At 58.5% G+C, this 17,859-nt stretch carries 18 protein-coding genes and 1 pseudogene; all 19 read left to right on the top strand.

Annotated features, from left to right (window positions below):
* Positions 1-521: IS3 family transposase (locus tag QP922_RS04115; RefSeq protein ID WP_284808026.1), on the top strand; the 521-nt coding region annotated here is incomplete at its 5' end.
* Positions 522-547: 26 nt separating this feature from the next.
* Positions 548-1,006: pseudogene (locus QP922_RS04110) on the top strand (transposase); the annotation flags it as partial.
* Between the two features lie 459 nt (positions 1,007-1,465).
* Positions 1,466-2,371, top strand: a complete 906-nt coding sequence (locus QP922_RS04105) for a tetratricopeptide repeat protein (protein WP_284808025.1) — start codon at positions 1,466-1,468, stop codon at positions 2,369-2,371.
* A gap of 2 nt (positions 2,372-2,373) precedes the next feature.
* Positions 2,374-3,357, top strand: coding sequence for an HAD-IIA family hydrolase (locus tag QP922_RS04100; RefSeq protein WP_070669822.1), 984 nt, complete (start codon positions 2,374-2,376; stop codon positions 3,355-3,357).
* Complete coding sequence (locus QP922_RS04095; RefSeq protein WP_284808024.1) at positions 3,348-3,509, top strand: hypothetical protein; 162 nt, start codon at positions 3,348-3,350, stop codon at positions 3,507-3,509. The genes QP922_RS04100 and QP922_RS04095 overlap by 10 nt, the downstream gene beginning before the upstream one ends.
* 12 nt (positions 3,510-3,521) lie before the next feature.
* Positions 3,522-4,331: a TlyA family RNA methyltransferase gene (locus QP922_RS04090; protein ID WP_284808023.1), complete on the top strand. Its 810-nt coding sequence runs from the start codon at positions 3,522-3,524 to the stop codon at positions 4,329-4,331.
* Positions 4,328-5,239 carry an NAD kinase gene (locus tag QP922_RS04085; protein ID WP_284808022.1) on the top strand — a complete coding sequence of 304 codons (912 nt, stop codon included), beginning with the start codon at positions 4,328-4,330 and terminating at the stop codon, positions 5,237-5,239. The genes QP922_RS04090 and QP922_RS04085 overlap by 4 nt, the downstream gene beginning before the upstream one ends.
* A gap of 43 nt (positions 5,240-5,282) precedes the next feature.
* Positions 5,283-6,959, top strand: coding sequence for a DNA repair protein RecN (gene recN, locus QP922_RS04080; protein WP_284808021.1), 1,677 nt, complete (start codon positions 5,283-5,285; stop codon positions 6,957-6,959).
* Between the two features lie 26 nt (positions 6,960-6,985).
* Positions 6,986-8,170 carry a putative cytokinetic ring protein SteA gene (steA, locus tag QP922_RS04075; RefSeq protein WP_284808020.1) on the top strand — a complete coding sequence of 395 codons (1,185 nt, stop codon included), beginning with the start codon at positions 6,986-6,988 and terminating at the stop codon, positions 8,168-8,170.
* Entirely contained in the window at positions 8,170-9,132 is a 963-nt protein-coding gene (locus tag QP922_RS04070) for a copper transporter (RefSeq protein ID WP_284808019.1), read from the top strand. The genes steA and QP922_RS04070 overlap by 1 nt, the downstream gene beginning before the upstream one ends.
* Entirely contained in the window at positions 9,133-9,771 is a 639-nt protein-coding gene (locus QP922_RS04065; RefSeq protein ID WP_284808018.1) for an NUDIX domain-containing protein, read from the top strand.
* 41 nt (positions 9,772-9,812) lie between these two features.
* A complete protein-coding gene (xerD, locus tag QP922_RS04060) occupies positions 9,813-10,691 on the top strand; it encodes a site-specific tyrosine recombinase XerD (RefSeq protein ID WP_284808038.1) in 879 nt (292 codons plus the stop codon).
* Positions 10,692-10,739: 48 nt separating this feature from the next.
* Positions 10,740-11,882: a putative sodium/potassium/calcium exchanger gene (locus QP922_RS04055; RefSeq protein WP_284808017.1), complete on the top strand. Its 1,143-nt coding sequence runs from the start codon at positions 10,740-10,742 to the stop codon at positions 11,880-11,882.
* Positions 11,883-12,024: 142 nt separating this feature from the next.
* Entirely contained in the window at positions 12,025-12,903 is an 879-nt protein-coding gene (locus tag QP922_RS04050) for a ParA family protein (protein ID WP_210388132.1), read from the top strand.
* Between the two features lie 9 nt (positions 12,904-12,912).
* Positions 12,913-13,710, top strand: coding sequence for a segregation and condensation protein A (locus tag QP922_RS04045; RefSeq protein ID WP_284808016.1), 798 nt, complete (start codon positions 12,913-12,915; stop codon positions 13,708-13,710).
* Positions 13,711-13,730: 20 nt separating this feature from the next.
* Positions 13,731-14,303: an SMC-Scp complex subunit ScpB gene (scpB, locus tag QP922_RS04040; RefSeq protein WP_284808015.1), complete on the top strand. Its 573-nt coding sequence runs from the start codon at positions 13,731-13,733 to the stop codon at positions 14,301-14,303.
* Between the two features lie 84 nt (positions 14,304-14,387).
* Positions 14,388-15,308, top strand: coding sequence for a pseudouridine synthase (locus QP922_RS04035; RefSeq protein ID WP_284808014.1), 921 nt, complete (start codon positions 14,388-14,390; stop codon positions 15,306-15,308).
* On the top strand, positions 15,308-16,018 hold the full coding sequence (cmk, locus tag QP922_RS04030) for a (d)CMP kinase (protein ID WP_284808013.1): 711 nt from the start codon (positions 15,308-15,310) through the stop codon (positions 16,016-16,018). Before QP922_RS04035 ends, cmk begins: the two co-directional genes overlap by 1 nt.
* A complete protein-coding gene (gene der, locus QP922_RS04025) occupies positions 16,011-17,639 on the top strand; it encodes a ribosome biogenesis GTPase Der (protein WP_284808012.1) in 1,629 nt (542 codons plus the stop codon). The genes cmk and der overlap by 8 nt, the downstream gene beginning before the upstream one ends.
* The last annotated feature ends 220 nt before the right edge of the window (positions 17,640-17,859 follow it).

Below are 17,859 nucleotides of genomic sequence, written 5' to 3'. Positions count from 1 at the left end.
TCACCGCTGACAGGCCAAACCACGTCTACGTAGGCGACATCACCTACCTGCCGTGTAAGGGCGGCAAGAACATGTACCTAGCCACGGTCATTGACGCCTACTCGCGCAAACTCGTCGGCCATGCACTCGCCGATCACATGCGGGTATCGCTAGTTATCGAAGCTTTATCTCATGCCAGAAAAGTCCGCGGAAGCCTTAAAGGGGCAATTTTCCATTCCGATCACGGCAGTGTGTACACCTCACAGGCATTTAGGGACCACTGCGCCCAGCTTGGTGTACGCCAATCCATGGGAGCAGTGGGAACTAGCGCCGATAATGCCCTGGCAGAATCATTTAACGCCACCCTAAAGCGTGAAGTTCTGCGAGATAGGAAAGTCTTTGACAATCCCATCATCTGCCGCCAAGAAGTCTTCCGATGGTGCATGCGCTACAACACGCGCAGACGACACTCCTGGTGCAACCTTCTAGCCCCCGATGACTTCGAAGCACTCACATCAGCTACACTGACCCAACCAGCATAGCTAACCCCCGACGTGTCTACTTTCCGGGGGCCAGGCCCTACCTAGCCACGGTCATCGACGCCTACTCGCGCAAACTCGTCGGTCATGCACTCGCCGACCACATGCGGGTATCGCTGGTTATCGAAGCTTTGTCTCATGCCAGGAAAGTCCGCGGAAGCCTTAAAGGGGCAATTTTCCATTCCGATCATGGCAGTGTGTACACCTCACAAGCATTTAGGGACCACTGCGCCCAGCTTGGTGTGCGCCAATCCATGGGAGCGGTGGGAACGAGTGCCGATAATGCCCTGGCAGAATCGTTTAATGCCACCTTAAAGCGTGAAGTTCTGCGTGATCGGAAAGTCTTTGACAATCCCATCATCTGCCGCCAAGAAGTCTTCCGATGGTGCATGCGCTACAACACGCGCAGACGGCACTCCTGGTGCAATCTTCTAGCCCCCGATGACTTCGAAGCACTCACATCAGCTACACTGACCCAAGCAGCATAGCTAACCCCCGACGTGTCTACTTTCCGGGGGCCAGGCCCCATGGTGGTTGCTCCCAGCGGTGAGACGCGAACCATTGAAGAGTTTCAAGCGTGCGCGAGGAAACCACGCCAGTTGATAGCTGATGGAGTGGCTTTGGCCAGCGAGCGCCATAAGATTCGGCTAGATGCTCAACGTCACAACGGATGGACTTTTCTTGCCGTCGTACGAGGTAAGCCTTTAGAGCATGGAAGCCTTGAGACTGGACTTGCGCGCCCACAAGTGGCAGCAGGGTTGGACCGTGTCCGCTATGGCTGGCCGCTGGACAACTTGGGGCCGCTTCCAGATACGGCCTGAGTTGCAGTTATTCCGCGGTGTGGGGCACTTCACTAGGGGACGAACGTATTGCCGCTTTTGACGTGGTGACCTGTACACTGGGTCGGTACATACGGACGCGTCTACCGCAGAAAGTGCTTGGCTTTAATGTCTGATTCTAAGTCCCGCGACCACGGCCGCGGCCGTGAACGTTCCTCGGATAGCAATCGCGGAAACAACCGCTCCGGGGGCCGCAAATTTGAAAAACGTGGGGGAGTATCGGGGCGTCGAGAAGAACGTCGCGGCAATCGCCGCGATGAGCGTCGCAACGACCGTAAAGGGCACGACCGTGACAAACACAAGGTCTCCCATCCCCAGCGCTCCGGCTACCGTGAGGAGCGAATCAACCGTCGCATGACCGATCCGGATCTGCCCTCCGATATCGACATCACGGATCTTGATCCCTCGGTGCTGCAGGATCTTTCTTCGCTGTCGAAGGAGAATTCTGAGGCGGTGGCTAAGCATCTCATCATGGCGGCCACGTGGCTCGATGATGATCCACAGCTGAGCTTGCGCCATGCGCGCGCAGCAAAGGACCGAGCTGGTCGCGTTTCAGTGGCGCGTGAGATGAATGGAATCGCTGCCTACCGCGCGGGCGAATGGAAGGAAGCGCTTGCTGAGCTGCGCGCCGCCCGCCGTATCTCTGGCGGTCCGGGGCTGCTTGCAGTCATGGCGGACTGTGAACGTGGCATGGGCCGGCCAGAAAAGGCAGTTGAGCTGTGGCGCAGCGATGACGCCAAGGAGCTTGCACCGGAGGACGCCATCGAGCTGGCCATCGTTGCTGCCGGTGCACGACTTGATATGGGCCAGGCTGATTCGGCCGTGGTCACCATCCAGCGTGCGCAGCCGAACAAAAACGACACTGGCGTAGCTGCCTGCCGTCTTTCCTATGCCTACGCCAATGCACTTTTGGAAGCCGGCCGTAAGGATGAAGCCAAGGAATGGTTCCAACACGCTACTGACATTGATGAAGGAGACTGGACCGACGCTGCTGAGCGTCTGGCCGAGTGCTAACAATGAGTATTCTCACAACCCATGATTCGCTTCTGTTGGATCTGGACGGAACCGTCTGGGAGGGTGGCCAGGCACTGCAGTGCGTCGTAGATGTCATCAACTCGTGCGGTATTCCGGCGGTGTACGTAACCAATAACGCCTCACGTAGCCCGCAAACCGTGGCAGATATGCTGGGCCAGATTGGGCTTGATACCGACGCCAAGCACGTCGTGACGTCCGCACAGGCGGCTGTCCGTATGGCGCGTGAGGATCTTCCGGCAGGATCCCGGGTCCTCATTATCGGTGCTGATTCTTTCCGTACACTTGCTCGTGACGCAGGGTTCGAGGTTGTCAGCAGTGCAGACGAGAAACCGGCGGCTGTTCTCCAAGGGATGGACAAGTCCGTGGGGTGGGAACAGCTTTCGGAGGGCGCTATTGCTATCAACCAGGGTGCTAAATTCTACGCATCCAACCTGGATACGCAGCTGCCTACTGAACGTGGCCTGGCTGTGGGCAATGGTTCTCTTGTCGCCGCGATTACGTCGACGACTGGTGTGGAACCAAAGTCAGCGGGCAAGCCTGAGCCTGCTATGTTTACTCAGGCCGCCAAGCTTGTCGGCTCGACCAAACCGCTGGCTGTGGGAGATCGGCTTGATACCGACATTGCCGGCGGAAACACAGCTGCTATGGATACTTTTCACGTGCTGACTGGTGTTTCCCGGGAGCTTGAGCTAATCGAGGCACCAGCGGAGCTTCGCCCCAACTTTGTTGGAGCAGGTTTCCACGAGCTCTCCCTTTCGGAAGCCCAGGCACGTCCTGGCGCCCAGGGAGGATTTATGGCGCGTTACGATGGTTACGACATCGTCCTCCAAGGCGGCAATGAAAAGTCGACGTCGATTGAAGCGCTGCGCACGGTCCTTGAAGTCGCCTGGGCTGGATCGCAGGCACCGCGCTATATTCAGCCGCGCAGTGAGTTCGCAGAGAAGGCAGTGTCTACATGGCAGTAAAGCCACACGATCCACGTGCGGTCCTGGCGCCGGAGGTACTCGACGCCTCTGTAGCCGAGATTCTGCAGGAACCGGCAGACTCCCTCGAGGAGGAACTTAACCAGCTGGATCGGGTACACGCTGTGCTGCGTGATGCCCTCCAAGACAACTGAGGAAAGAAGCCCATGCCCCCACAACGCCGCCGCCTCGATGCGGAGCTGGTTCGTCGCAAAATTGCTCGCTCTCGTGAGCATGCCGTAGAGATGATTAAGGCCGGCCGAGTCACGGTAGGTGGATTCAAAGCCACCAAACCCGCCACGGTTGTAGAACCCGAAGTCTCCATCAAGGTGGAAGCCGTGGAGGGGGACGATTGGGCGTCGCGAGGCGCACACAAGCTTTTAGGAGCTCTTGATGCCTTCGACGTCGACCTCGAGGGGCGGCGCGTGCTGGATGCAGGGGCATCGACTGGCGGATTTACAGACGTGTGCCTGCGCAGGGGCGCTGCCGAAGTCTTGTCCGTGGATGTGGGGTACGGGCAGCTTCTGTGGAGATTGCAGAATGACGACCGCGTGACGGTGCTTGACCGTACAAATATCCGCAACCTCACAGTGGAGCAGACTGGGGGGCTGTGCAACGCCATGGTGGGCGACCTCTCCTTCATCTCCCTGAAACTGGTTTTGCCTGCCATTACTGAGTGTATGGCGGACGATGCGTGGCTTTTGCCCATGGTGAAGCCGCAGTTTGAGGTAGGAAAAGACCGCATCGGTTCTGGTGGAGTCGTGCGGTCGCCAGAACTGCGGGCGGAGGTCACTAAGGACGTGGCTATCTATGCCCAGAGTTTGGGGCTCAGCGTGAAGGGCGTGGCAGCATCGCCGCTGCCGGGGCCAAGCGGCAATGTGGAGTATTTCCTCTGGCTGGTGAAAGACGGAAGGTCGACACCAGTGGATAAGCTAGACGCGATGATCCACACGGCCATTGAGGAGGGACCACAGTGAGCAGGACTGTTGCCGCGGAGGCCACCGCGCGCCGAGAAATTCTTCTTGTGCCGCATGCCAGCCGTGAAGAGAACCTCGCGGCCACGCACCGAGCAGCAGAACTGCTGCAAGAAGCAGGTATAAAGGTTCGCGTCTGTGCAGCCAATACTGTTCTTACGGGTCTACAGCACGTCAAGCACACACCGGCGGCAGCGGAAGGCTGCGAGTTGGTCCTTGTCCTCGGCGGAGATGGCACCTTCCTGCGCGCAGCGGACATGGCGCGGGCTGTCGATGTCCCAGTCTTGGGCATCAACCTAGGACACGTGGGCTTCCTTGCTGAGTGGGAAGCCGAGTCATTGGATCGCGCACTCGTGCGGGTTATCGAGCAATCCTATGACGTGGAAGACCGTCTCACTATCGACGTTGCTGTCTTTGACGCTGAAGGCGAACTCCGCCAGCGAGGATGGGCACTTAATGAGGCGTCGATAGAGAACCTCAACCGTTCTGGTGTTCTTGACGCCATCCTGGAGATCGATGGCCGCCCAGTGTCGTCCTTCGGCTGTGATGGCGTGCTTATTTCCACCCCAACTGGATCGACGGCTTATGCCTTCTCCGCTGGCGGACCGGTCTTATGGCCGTCGCTGGATGCCATTCTCGTTGTTCCTAACAATGCGCATGCGCTGTTTACCAAGCCTCTTGTGGTCTCGCCCGATGCGCAGGTGGCCGTGGAATCAGCGTCGGCTACGACTCCAGCCGTGGTCATCCTCGATGGCTTCCGTGAAATCTCGATGCCACCCGGTGCACGCGTAGAAATCGTGCGCGGTAGTCGCCCTGTGCGCTGGGTGCGCCTCGACGATCAGCCATTCACAGACCGCCTCGTCTCTAAATTCCGTCTGCCTGTAGAAGGCTGGCGCGGACCGCGGCACTAGATTGTCCCTACTAGAGTGACGCAGGACAAGGAGGAAGACCTACGTGCTCGTTGATATCAGCATCGCTGACCTCGGAGTGATTGAGAGCTCCTCGGCAGAACTTTCCCACGGCCTTACTGTGCTGACCGGTGAGACCGGTGCGGGTAAGACCATGGTGGTTACTGGCCTGCGTCTTCTCGCGGGTGGACGGGCCGATGCCTCCCGGGTGCGCGATGGCGCCGCGAAAGCAGCAGTGGAGGGACATTTTTCTTCACACTCTAAAGTGGTGGCCCAACTGGTCGAGAACGCCGGGGGAGAGCCGGATGAAAACGGCGAATTCATTGCTTCGCGTACGGTGTCAGCCGCCGGACGTTCCCGCGCTTACTTGGGTGGGCGCGCAGTACCAGCAGCCACTCTAGGGGAGTTCGCTTCCCACCTCATTACCGTTCACGGCCAAAATGACCAGCTTCGACTACTGTCGCCCGATCAACAGCTCGCAGCTATCGATAAGTTTGAACCTAGCATCGAGAAAGTACGCACCGCTTATGCGGAGTCCTTTAGCCACTGGCGCTTACTGGCCAAGGACTACCACAGGCGCACTGAGTCGCGCCGAGAAATGGCGCAAGAAGTTGACCGCCTCCAGTTCGCCATTAATGAAATTGCTGAGCTTGACCCGAAGCCGGGTGAGGACGCGGAGTTGGTCACCCTCATACGCCGGCTGCAGGATGTAGATTCCCTGCGTGAGGCAGCAGCGACTGCCCTGACCGCCCTGGATGGTGGGGAAGGTTTCGGCGATGAAGACACCGCGGTCAATCTCGTGGGTGCTGCTGAATCTGCGTTGCTGGGAAGCAATGACGAAGCACTCACATCACTGGGAGAGCGCCTCAGCGAAGCCACGGCACAGCTCACGGATATCGCTGCTGAGCTCACCACCTACCTTAGTGATCTTCCCGCAGACCCTAGCCTTCTGGAAGAGTCACTGCAGCGCCAACAAGACCTCAAGCGGCTTACCCGCAAATACGCCGCCGATATCGATGGGGTGCTGGCCTGGCGCGAATCTGCCGAGTCGAAACTCGCGACGCTCGATACGTCCACGGAAGCCTTGGAAGCCCTCAAAAAGCAAGTGATGGAGGCCGAAAAAGACATGGTGGCGAAGGCAGAGAAACTCACCACCGCCCGTGCCAAAGCAGCAAATAAGCTCGGAGCTCAGGTCACCGAGGAGATCCACGGTCTGGCCATGCCGAACTCTACTCTGACGGTCACGGTCAACAAGGCCAAATACTCCAAATCGGGTGCGGACGAAGTCGAATTCCAACTCAATGGCAAGCCTTTGGCATCGGCCGCTTCCGGTGGTGAGCTTTCTCGCGTTATGCTCGCGATGGAAGTCGTTCTTGCCAGCGGCGACGGCACGACCTTGGTCTTCGACGAGGTCGATGCCGGCGTAGGTGGGCGCGCGGCGGTGGAAATAGGGCGTCGGCTAGCACGGCTCTCTACGACCAACCAGGTCATTTGTGTCACCCACTTGCCCCAAGTCGCCGCCTATGCGGACTCACATCTGCACGTCTCCAAGGAAAAATTCACCTCCGGCGTGGCGAACCTTAGCTCTGAAGAACGCGTCGAGGAGCTTGCGCGAATGCTTGCGGGACTTGATGACACTGCGACGGGCCGCGCACATGCGCAGGAGCTCTTCGACCGTGCACAAGCAGAAGTAGCAGACTTCCGCGCGCCTTCCACACATTGAGCCTCTAACAGGGGAAACTGTCAGACATGAGTCTGTTTTCCCGTAATACCGATCTGCCTGGAGAACACGGCGCGCTCCGTGACTGCACCCCAGGCGGAAAGGGCATGAAGAAGTTCAGCGCCGGTGATTTCGCCGTCATTAACGCAGCCAACATCTCCCGCCAAGAGGCCCAGACCCTCGTTGATATGAAGCCGGCGGCCGTGATTAACGTGGCTGAATTCTCCACCGGTTCCATTCCCAACTATGGTCCGCACATGCTTCTCGACGCCGACGTCACCCTCATCGAGGGCGTCGGCGAAGACTTCGTGGCACACTTCAAGGACGGCAAGAAGGCCCGCCTGACCGAGGACGGCACCATCTACGTGGGCGACACTCAGCTGGCATCAGGAACCGTTGTTACCCGTGACCGGGCCGAGAAGAATTTTGCCTCCGCCCAGCAGGAACTCATCGATCATATGGAGGCATACTTCGGTAACTCCATCGAGTTCATTCACTCGGAGGGCCCGCTGCTGATCGACGGCCTCGGCGTCCCTGATGCGGGTTCTGACATGGCGGGCCGCAAGGTACTTGTTGTCTCGCCTTCTGAGGAACACCGCAAAAAGCTTTCCTTGCTGCGTAACTTCATTCGCGAATACGAACCCGTCATCATCGGCGTCGATGCCGCTGCCGATACGATTGTTGAGCTGGGCTATCAGCCGCATTTCATCGTGGGAAATCCATCCGACGTTAGCTCTGAGACCTTGCGCGGAGGCGCCCAGGTTATCCTGCCTGCGGAACCAGACGGCACTGCCGAAGGCCTTGAGCGCATTCAGGATCTTGGCATTGGTGCTATGACCTTCCCGGCTGCTACAGACTCGGCCACGGATCTTGCACTGTTGCTGGCGGATTATCACGATGCGCAGATGATCGTGCAGGTAGGCGGCGCGCTTGACCTTGATGACATCTTTGCCAACAAACCTAATGCCACTCCGGCGGCGCTGTTGTCGCGCATGAAGGCTGGTACCCGTTTGGTGGATGCTGATGCCGTTATCAACCTCTACACCGCGCCAAGCTCGGGAGCTATGGGCTGGCTGTGGGCCCTTCTCGGAATCCTCGTTGCCCTCGCTGTGGTGATCCTCATCGTGGGACTCGGTGGCGATGAGTCCTTCCTGCAGAACCTTATTGACACCTGGAATAATTTTGCGCTTAGTGTCCAGGGGTGGTTTAAATAATGGCTTCGCCTAAGTCGCTTCTCGTCGCTGGCCTGGGCTTTGGCACGGCACTCGGCGTTGCCCTGGGCACGCTGCTCATTGCGCCGAATATGGACTCCACTCGAGGCAGTGGTGGAGCAGGCTCCAATGACGAGGTCCGGGAGAAGTATGCCGAGCTGGTGGTCGAAAACGAGATTCATGAGGCTCAGTTGGATTCTGCGGACTCTGTCTTACGTGATCTCAACCGGTTCGTCGTCGATGGTTCTTTGGTGCAGCGTCCGGTGATGGTTATTAGCGCTCCTGATGCTAAGGAACCGGACGTGAATGCGGTGAAAGATCTGCTGAAATCCGCCGATTCGACGGATGCCGGACATATCACTCTTACCCGGAAGTTCTTTGAACAGGATTCTGCTGACAAGCTACTTTCCTTGGTGACGAATACGCTTCCGGCGGGCGCCAAGCTTGATGAGAAGAAAGTAGACGCCGGCACACACTCGGGTGAAGCTTTGGCGGCTGCTCTCATGCTGGATCCGAAGAGTACCGAGCCGCTGGCGTCCGTGGATGACCGGGCCACTCTTCTGCGTGCGCTGCGTGAAGCTGGGTTTATCGACTACAAGGATGGCACGATTGTGCCCGCGCAAGCAGTCATCGTTATCGGTGGCCGGCAGACCGCTAACGATAGTGAGGAGGATGCTCCGGCCCGGTACGCCATCGACACAACAGTGAAGTTCCTCGAAGGATTCGATTCCGTCGGTGCATCAACCGTCTATGCAGGTCAGGTGAAGGCCGCCGGAAACGGCGGTGCACTGGAGAAGCTGCGTAAGTCCAAAACGGAAATCACTACGGTGGATTCCATTGACCACCCGGTGTCTCAGATGGCTGCCGTTCTCGCGGTCAAGGAACAGCTTGACGGTGAGCACGGCGTATACGGTGCTGCCGCCAATGCTCAGAATGCCGCACCGGCACTGCCGAAGGATCTGTAAATGGCGCACCAGTTTCGCACAGTAGGTACCGAGCGGCTTCTCGACGCCCCCATTATCGCCGTTCGCCGCGATGACGTTGTCATGCCCGGCGAGGTCGTCGCCCAGCGCGAAGTCGTGGAACACCTAGGCGCTGTCGCTGTGGTAGCCCTCGATGACAGCAATCGCGTGGCTATGGTGGAACAGTACCGCCACAGCGTGGGCCGGCGCTTATGGGAGTTGCCCGCAGGGCTTCTCGACGTCAAAGGAGAAGACGAACTCACTGGTGCCCAGCGCGAGCTGCAAGAAGAAGCTGGCCTTTCCGCCTCGCAGTGGGGTGTGCTGACTGACTTAGTAACGTCACCAGGCTTTTGCGAGGAAGCAGTGCGAGTGTTTCTGGCCCGTGATTTGTCTCAGGTGGACAAGCTCGATGCCGAAGGCGATGAAGAAGCCGACATGGGTTTTGCGTGGGTAGACCTTGACGAGGCCGTGGAACGCGTCTTGTCAGGCGAGATAGTGAACTCGATCGCCGTGGCAGGAATTCTAGCTGCGCATGCCTGCGTCAGTGCTGGCCGAACCCCACGTTCAGTGGATGAACCTTTTGATATCCGCCCGCAGTCTATGGCACGTCGGCGCCTAGGCCCGGACCTCAAGAAGCTGTGAGCGGCGACACTCCGGCCCAGTCAGCAGGGCATGCTTGGCTTATGCACCTCATGGTGGAGAAAGGCGCATCGAAAAACACGGTGAGCAACTACCGCCGTGACATCAACCGCTACATCACCTGGTTGGCTGAACTAGGCATTACGGACCTGCGGCACGTCCAGCGCACCCATGTGGAGAACTATCTGGTCCATTTGCGTGAATCGCTCGCGCAATCATCTGCTAGCCGTGCTCTCATCGTCGCTCGCGGCCTACACAAGTTTGCCCTTGCAGAGGGCCTTATCGAAACCGATGTGGCGGCGGAAGTCTCGCCGCCCAAACGCGCGCAGCACCTGCCGGAAACGCTGACCGTCGACGATATCGACACGCTACTCAGCGCAATCCCTACTGACGACGCCGCCACGCCCATCGACATCCGTGACCGCGCCTTGCTGGAGATGCTTTATGGCACCGGTGCGCGAATCTCCGAGGTTATTTCCTTGAACGTCGATGACGTGACGGACGAGGGGCCGCGCTCGGTGCGGGACATCCTCATACTCAGCGGTAAGGGCGACAAGCAGCGCCTTGTGCCCATGGGATCACATGCGGTCAAAGCGGTGGAGGACTACCTTGTGCGTTCACGACCAGTCCTGTCCACAGGTGCGTCCCATTCGCTGTTTCTCAATACTCGCGGTAAAACATTGTCGCGCCAAAGCGCTTGGGCCGCGATTAAGTCAGCTGCGGAGCGTGCCCAACTCAAGGCCACTATTTCTCCCCATACCTTGCGCCATTCCTTTGCTACCCACCTGTTGGAAGGCGGTGCGGACGTTCGAACCGTCCAAGAGTTGCTGGGGCATTCCTCGGTGACGACCACCCAGATTTACACTCACGTCACCGCAGATTCACTCCGTGAGGTTTGGCGTACCGCCCACCCCCGCGCCTAGAATCGCGACAGCTATTCCTTAGAACCAAACCCATAATGAAAGATCCCTATGCCTCAATTTGCATCGCACCGCCGCCGTTTCGCTGCCGCCATAGCCGCCGGGTGCCTCACTGTGCTTCCCGTGGCAGCGTCCAACTGGGGTGATGGTGTGGTAGCGCACGCGCAGGATGCCACGATTCCGGTCCCGGCAGGGCAGACCACGACGGTGTCTCTGCCTGTGCCCGTTGACGTCAACATGGCCGCTGACGGTTGGACCGTCTCCGCTTCCGGTGGTTCCGCCACGGTCACCGCTCCCGCTGTTGGCGGACAACTTAGCGTTCCTGTGACCTACCAGGGCGTGACCATGACCTTCTTGTTGGTCGCTGATGAGCACGTTACCGGTCAAGACCTCAATGACGCCGCGGCCAATGGTGATCCAGAAAGCCTTGGCGGGCCCGCTGAGGGAGCTGGCCCTGAGGGCGACCCCGCCCTTGGCGCTCACCGTGATGGAGATTCTGGCGCTAGTTCGGATACCGGTGAGCGCGAAGGGCGGGAGGCTGGTGAAGGAGATGGTGGCGCCGCCCCTGGCGCTCACCGTGACGAGGAATCTGGCGCCGATTCCGGTTCCGGTGAGCGCGAAGGGCGGGAGGCCGGGCACGGCCAAGCACAGACGCCGCATACCGGTCGCGGCTGGGAAGGCCTGGATGATTCTCATACGGAGTATGTCAACCTCGAATCCACGATTGAGGGGCAGACCATCACCGCGAAGCTTGGCTTCAAGCAGGCATTGGATCTGTATAACCGCTTCAAGCACCTCGAAGATGATGGCGTGACCCTGCGCTATCTCAATGCGCAGGGAGAGTTCGTGGAAGGCGTCCAGCGCGACATCGACAAGGCTTCCCGGACAATGACCTTGACCTACCCGGAGGGGGCGACTCCTGACAACCCCTTCATCATGCAGTTCATTCAGAAGGAATCACAGACCGCTGAACTCGTTGTGACGCTGACAGATCCCACTACAGCCGTCGCCGAAGGTGTTCCGGGTGACCAGCAACTGGGTGCGGATGGACAAGACAATGCCGAAGAAAACGGTGCGGATGGCGAGGGGAACAGCGCTGGCAGGCACATCGCTGCCTTCGGTGGCGTGGGTCTTGTGGTGCTCATCGCTGGTCTTGTGTTCTGGCGCTCGCGTGGTCGAAAGTCTAGCCACTAGGCTTTATCTCAGTATTATTGCTGGCTATAATCGCGGGGCGGGTGCCCAAGGGGGTACTCTGTAATCACAACGATGTAAGAAGGCGGCGTGGGCATGCGCTGCGGGCCAGACGTGAGAGGCCGTGTAGGTCAAGGAAGCAGGTGTGACTGTGAGCGACGAGGGACTGTTTGAGGCCTCGGAGGCACAGGTCGGTTTGACCGGCCGCCCACTGCGGGAGCTGCCGGAACCAGAGCCACTGGAAAAGCATGGGCCCGCCACCATCATTTCGATGTGCAACCAGAAGGGTGGCGTGGGAAAAACCACCTCGTCCATCAACATGGGAGCTTGTCTGGCCGAGCTTGGCCGTAAAGTCCTCCTCGTTGACTTGGACCCGCAGGGTGCTCTTTCTGCAGGTCTGGGTCTTACACATGACCAGATTGGTGACACCATCTATGACGTCATGTTGGATAGCGATGTTTCAGTGCATTCTGCCATCGTGCATACCGGCGTCCAAGGTCTTGACCTAGTCCCCGCCAACATCGACCTCTCGGCGGCAGAGATTCAAATGGTCAACGAAGTTGGCCGCGAGCATACGCTTGCTCGCGCACTGCGTCCCGTACGCAAGGAATATGACTTCATCATTATTGACTGCCAGCCTTCTTTGGGTCTCCTCACCGTCAACGCTTTGGCCTGCTCCCAAGGCGTCATCATCCCAATGGAATGCGAGTTCTTCTCCCTGCGCGGCCTAGCACTGTTGACGGACACCGTGGAGAAGGTGGCTGATCGAATCAACTTCGACCTTGAGGTCATGGGCATCCTCGTCACCATGTTTGATCGCCGTACTCGCCACGCACGCGAGGTCATGGACCGCGTGGTCGAGTACTTCGGCGATAAGGTCTTTGACACAGTAATTACTCGGACGGTTCGATTCCCCGAAACTTCGGTTGCCGGTGAGCCGATTACCTCATGGGCCCCGAGCTCACAGGCAGCTAAGCAATACCGTGACTTGGCCAAAGAGGTCATCGAGCGAGCAACCGTCTAGCGTGCCGGCATGACGCAACCGGAAATCACCGGCTTTCGCATTGCGCTGGGTAACTTTGAAGGTCCTTTTGACCTTCTACTCCAGCTCATCCAAGCGAAAAAGCTCGATGTCACTGAGGTGGCACTGTCAGAGGTTACCGATGAATTTGTGGCGTATACCCGAGCGCTTGGGGAAACCGCGGATTTGGATGAAACAACTGAGTTTCTCCTCATTGCGGCGACGTTGCTCGACCTGAAAGCCGTCCGCTTGCTTCCACGCGGTGACGTGGATGACATCGAAGACCTTGAACTACTCGAGACCCGTGACCTGCTTTTTGCGCGATTGCTGCAGTATAAGGCCTATAAGCAGGTTGCGGACCAATTCGCCCAGTGGCAGCATCAAGCCCAACGCCGTTACCCGCGTGCTGTGGCGATGGAAGAGCGTTTCAGCGAGCTTCTACCTCCGGTAAAGCTCGGACACAACCCGGCTAGTTTCGCGGAACTTGCTGCCAGTGTCTTTCGCCCCAAACCACCTGAGGAAGTGGCAACCGGCCACATCCATCAGGTGGCGGTTTCCGTGCCGGAGCAGGCAGGAAAGATTCTCGGCACGCTCAAGATGCTGGGGTCTGGTCAATGGATGAGCTTTGACGCGTTGACTCGGGATTGCACGGTGTCCATGGAAATCGTCGGCCGCTTCCTCGCATTGCTCGAACTGTACAAAGCCAAGGCTGTCGATGCGGCGCAGGAGGAATCCCTCGGTCCACTCGAGCTCGCATGGACCGGACTCGACGTGGATCCCGCCGTCGTGGCGGCAGCTAACTGGGACTAAGAAAGGTACGCTACGCAGTCATGGAAGCCCACACCGAAGGCACAGCTTTACCGCTTATCTCCCAATTGCGTTCCCGCGTGGAATCCATCCTTCTGGTGGTGGATTCACCGGCGAGCGTCGAGGCTTTGGCCCGCGCCCTTGATGCGGAGACCACCGTCGTCAGTGACGTCCTTCGCCGCCTACAGCGCGAGCTCACCGAGCGCGGCTCCGGAATTGATCTGCGTGAAACACCTGAAGGTTGGCGCTTTTATACCCGCAAAGAAAATGCGGATGCCGTGGAGCAGTTCGTGCTCGATGGAACCCAAACCAAGCTCTCGCGCGCCGCTTTGGAGACCTTGGCTGTCATTGCTTACCGCCAGCCGGTCACTCGTGCCCAGATAGCCGGTGTGCGCGGAGTCAATGTCGATGGTGTGGTCCGAACACTCATGATGCGTGGTTTGATTCGCGAGCTTGAAGGTGCCGAGGGTCTGGCCCACCAGTACGAAACGACTGAACTCTTCCTTGAGCTCCTCGGCATTGACTCGCTAGAACGCCTTCCTGACCTTGCACCGCTGCTGCCGGACATTGAACAAATCGATGAGGACTATTCATAAAGTTCCCCTCTGGGGTAGGATTGCGCGCAGACCACGGTGCCTTTTGCACCGCAAATTGAAGAACTATTGAGAGGACACAATTCCGTGACTCCACCCGCTCGCCGCGATGGCACACCGGAAAAGAAGCAGCGAGACAGCGACATGATTGTCTCCAACGCTAAGCCGGCCCGCCATCAGCACGTTAAAAAGAAGAAGGTCACCGCAGATTCTGTCGCTCGCGACTTGGGCGCTGATTGGCTGGTAGACGGCAACGACAAGAAGAACTCCCAGAACCAAGGAGAACGCCTCCAAAAGGTGCTAGCTAAGGCAGGCGTAGCATCGCGTCGCCATGCAGAGATCCTCATTGAACAGGGCCGCGTAGAAGTCAACGGCCAGGTCGTCGTCACGCAGGGCACCCGCGTGAATCCGAACAAGGATGTCATCCGCGTCGATGGCACCCGTATCAATGTCAACGAGGAAACTCAGTACTTCGTTCTCAATAAGCCACGCGGCATGCAATCGACGATGTCTGATGACATGGGTCGCCCCTGCGTGGGCGATGTCGTAGCTGACCGTGTCGTATCGGGCCAGCGGCTTTTCCACGTTGGCCGCCTTGATGCTGATACTGAGGGGCTGTTGCTGCTCACCAACGATGGTGAGCTGGCCAATCGTCTGATGCACCCGAAGTATGAAGTCACCAAGACTTACCTAGCCACCGTACTGGGAGAAGGCGATAAGAAGCTTGTCCGCCAGCTTCAGGAAGGCATTGAGCTCGAGGATGGACTCGCCAAGGCGGACTATGTGCAAATCGTGGACAAGAACCAGGGCTACTCCCTCGTCCGCGTCGAGCTGCATGAGGGCCGCAAACACATCGTGCGCCGCATGCTGAAGGAGGCTGGCTACCCAGTCCAGCGCCTTGTGCGCACTAAGCTCCACACGGTGCAGCTCGGTGACATGAAGCCGGGTTCTTTGCGCGCTTTGAACTCCAACGAATTGACTAGCTTGTATAAGGCGGTGGGGATGTAATGATTTCGAATATGCCAAACCAAGGCCTCATCGTGGCCGTCGATGGGCCGTCAGGCACGGGCAAGTCCACGACCTGCCGCGCGCTGGCCAAGCGCCTAGACGCCAAGTATGTCGATACCGGTGCCATGTACCGCGTGGCTACCCTTGCTGTGTTGCGCGCGGGCGTGGATCCGGCGGATACCGCAGCGGTCATTAGCGCCACCGCCGACCTGCCTTTGGAAGTTTCTGATGATCCGGATTCCACCCAGGTTATCTTTGATGGTGAAGACGTTTCCCGCGTCATTCGTGAGGACGAGGTCACCCGGAATGTCTCTGCCGTTTCTGCCATTCCGGAGGTGCGCCAGAACCTCGTTGACCTGCAGCGTAACCTCGCTGTGAAGGCTCACCGCGCTATCGTGGAGGGCCGCGATATCGGCACTGTGGTGCTCGCGGATGCACCGGCTAAGGCGTTTATGACGGCGTCGGCCGAGGTGCGCGCGCAGCGCCGCCATGATCAAAATCTTGCGGCAGGTATTGAATCCGACTTTGACACCGTGCTTGCCGACGTTCAACGGCGCGACGCCGCAGACTCCTCCCGCAGTACCTCACCTCTGCGTCCAGCAGAGGATGCCGTGCTTGTCGATACTTCTGACATGTCCCGCGATGAGGTACTCGACGCGCTCGTTGCCGTGGTCGAAGAGTCAACCGCAAAGGAGACCTCCCATGACTAATGAACCGCAGAACCTGAATCAGGCCCCAGATCAGGAGCCCGAGGAGTTCGAGACTGAGTTCCACTACCCAGTGGGCAAACTGGAAGAAGAAGTCGTGCGCGATCCACATGGCGGTTGGGCTCCGGATGATTTCGACTCAGATGAGTTCGATTATGAATTCGATGAGTCTGAGTTTGACGATTCAGACTTTGGTGAAGCCGATTTCGGCGATGACGAGGACGATGCTGATAGCGATGCCCCGCTGAGCGAAGAGGAGTGGGCAGCTCTTTCTGCAGAGTTCGGTGTCGATGACGGTCACACGGAGGAAAACCTTTGCACGGTAGCCGTTGTGGGTCGTCCAAACGTGGGTAAGTCTTCTCTGGTGAACCGCTTTTTGGGACGTCGTGAAGCAGTGGTGGAGGACCATCCTGGTGTCACCCGTGACCGCGTGTCCTACGTGGCAGACTGGAATGGCCAGCGCTTCTTCGTGCAAGACACAGGCGGTTGGGACCCCAATGTCAAGGGTATTCATGCCGCCATTGCGCGCCAGGCAGAGCAGGCCATGGCCACCGCGGACGTGATTGTGTTCGTCGTCGACACCAAAGTCGGCATCACCGAGACGGATGCAGTTATGGCCCGTAAACTGCAGAAATCCGAAGTACCGGTCATCCTCGTATCGAATAAATTCGATTCGGAGACGATGTATGCCGACATGGCGGAATTCTACGCACTGGGCTTGGGCGATCCGTGGCCGGTTTCTGCACAGCACGGCCGCGGCGGCGCCGACGTCCTCGATGAGATCCTGCGTCTGTTCCCGGAGGAGCCACGTAACTCCTCAATTACCTCTGGTCCGCGCCGCGTCGCACTTGTGGGTAAACCTAACGTGGGCAAGTCCTCGCTTCTTAACAAGCTGACCTCGGAGGAGCGTTCCGTCGTTGACAACGCCGCCGGAACCACCGTGGACCCCGTGGATTCACTCGTGCAGTTAGATGAGCGCCTATGGAAATTCATTGATACTGCCGGCCTGCGCAAGAAGGTCAAAAACGTTCAAGGCCACGAGTACTACGCGTCTCTGCGCACCCGTGGCGTTATCGATGCGGCTGAGGTATGCATCATGCTTATCGACGCCTCCCAGGAAGTCTCCGAGCAGGACCAGCGCGTCCTCAACATGATTCTGGAGGCCGGCAAAGCCCTCGTCATCGCCTTCAATAAGTGGGACCTAGTTGACGAGGATCGTCGCTACTACCTGGACCGCGAGATTGATGAGAACCTGCGCCACTTGCCGTGGGTGACTCGCGTCAATATCTCTGCAGAGACTGGTCGCGCGTTGCAGAAGCTGGAGCCGGCGATGATTGAGGCGCTAGGCAGCTGGGACCAGCGCGTCTCCACGGGTCAGCTCAATAACTGGATGCGCGAGGCGATTGCCGCTAACCCGCCGCCGATGAATAACAACCGCCTCCCGCGCGTGCTGTTTGCCACCCAGGCATCCACTCAGCCGCCCACGATCGTGCTGTTTACCACCGGCTTCCTGGATGCCGGCTACCGCCGCTACCTAGAGCGCAAGTTCCGCGAGCGCTTTGGTTTCCACGGCTCCCCAGTGCGCATTGCAGTGCGCGTGCGCGAGCGACGCCAGCGTCGTTAGGCGGCCGAAAACGGCGTGGAATTCCCACATGGGGTTGGGTTTCTAATGTGGGCCTCAGAGTTAACAGTATGCCCGTTACGCTGGGATTATACCTGAGAGATGGGCGAATTAAGCACTCCGACGAGTGTGATAATTCGCTCCCATTTCCGTTTATGTCCGGACGTGTGTACATGGATATGGTGAACCTAGTCCATTATCCATTCTTTATCTGAAGGGCGTG

The organism is Corynebacterium sp. MSK218, from assembly GCF_030232655.1.
In the GTDB taxonomy this organism is placed as follows: Bacteria; Actinomycetota; Actinomycetes; order Mycobacteriales; family Mycobacteriaceae; genus Corynebacterium.
The sequence above is the reverse complement of the archived record's forward strand: the minus strand, read 5'-3'. Positions and strand labels throughout refer to the sequence as shown.

What these genes read in the sequence shown, in the direction of transcription:
- der (WP_284808012.1), top strand. Translation starts at nt 16,011, where the DNA reads ATGACTAATGAACCGCAGAACCTGAATCAGGCCCCAGATCAGGAGCCC.
- cmk (WP_284808013.1), top strand. Translation starts at nt 15,308, where the DNA reads ATGATTTCGAATATGCCAAACCAAGGCCTCATCGTGGCCGTCGATGGG.
- QP922_RS04095 (WP_284808024.1), top strand. Translation starts at nt 3,348, where the DNA reads ATGGCAGTAAAGCCACACGATCCACGTGCGGTCCTGGCGCCGGAGGTA.
- QP922_RS04045 (WP_284808016.1), top strand. Translation starts at nt 12,913, where the DNA reads ATGACGCAACCGGAAATCACCGGCTTTCGCATTGCGCTGGGTAACTTT.
- QP922_RS04065 (WP_284808018.1), top strand. Translation starts at nt 9,133, where the DNA reads ATGGCGCACCAGTTTCGCACAGTAGGTACCGAGCGGCTTCTCGACGCC.
- QP922_RS04105 (WP_284808025.1), top strand. Translation starts at nt 1,466, where the DNA reads ATGTCTGATTCTAAGTCCCGCGACCACGGCCGCGGCCGTGAACGTTCC.
- scpB (WP_284808015.1), top strand. Translation starts at nt 13,731, where the DNA reads ATGGAAGCCCACACCGAAGGCACAGCTTTACCGCTTATCTCCCAATTG.
- QP922_RS04100 (WP_070669822.1), top strand. Translation starts at nt 2,374, where the DNA reads ATGAGTATTCTCACAACCCATGATTCGCTTCTGTTGGATCTGGACGGA.
- QP922_RS04070 (WP_284808019.1), top strand. Translation starts at nt 8,170, where the DNA reads ATGGCTTCGCCTAAGTCGCTTCTCGTCGCTGGCCTGGGCTTTGGCACG.
- QP922_RS04055 (WP_284808017.1), top strand. Translation starts at nt 10,740, where the DNA reads ATGCCTCAATTTGCATCGCACCGCCGCCGTTTCGCTGCCGCCATAGCC.
- QP922_RS04090 (WP_284808023.1), top strand. Translation starts at nt 3,522, where the DNA reads ATGCCCCCACAACGCCGCCGCCTCGATGCGGAGCTGGTTCGTCGCAAA.
- xerD (WP_284808038.1), top strand. Translation starts at nt 9,813, where the DNA reads ATGCACCTCATGGTGGAGAAAGGCGCATCGAAAAACACGGTGAGCAAC.
- steA (WP_284808020.1), top strand. Translation starts at nt 6,986, where the DNA reads ATGAGTCTGTTTTCCCGTAATACCGATCTGCCTGGAGAACACGGCGCG.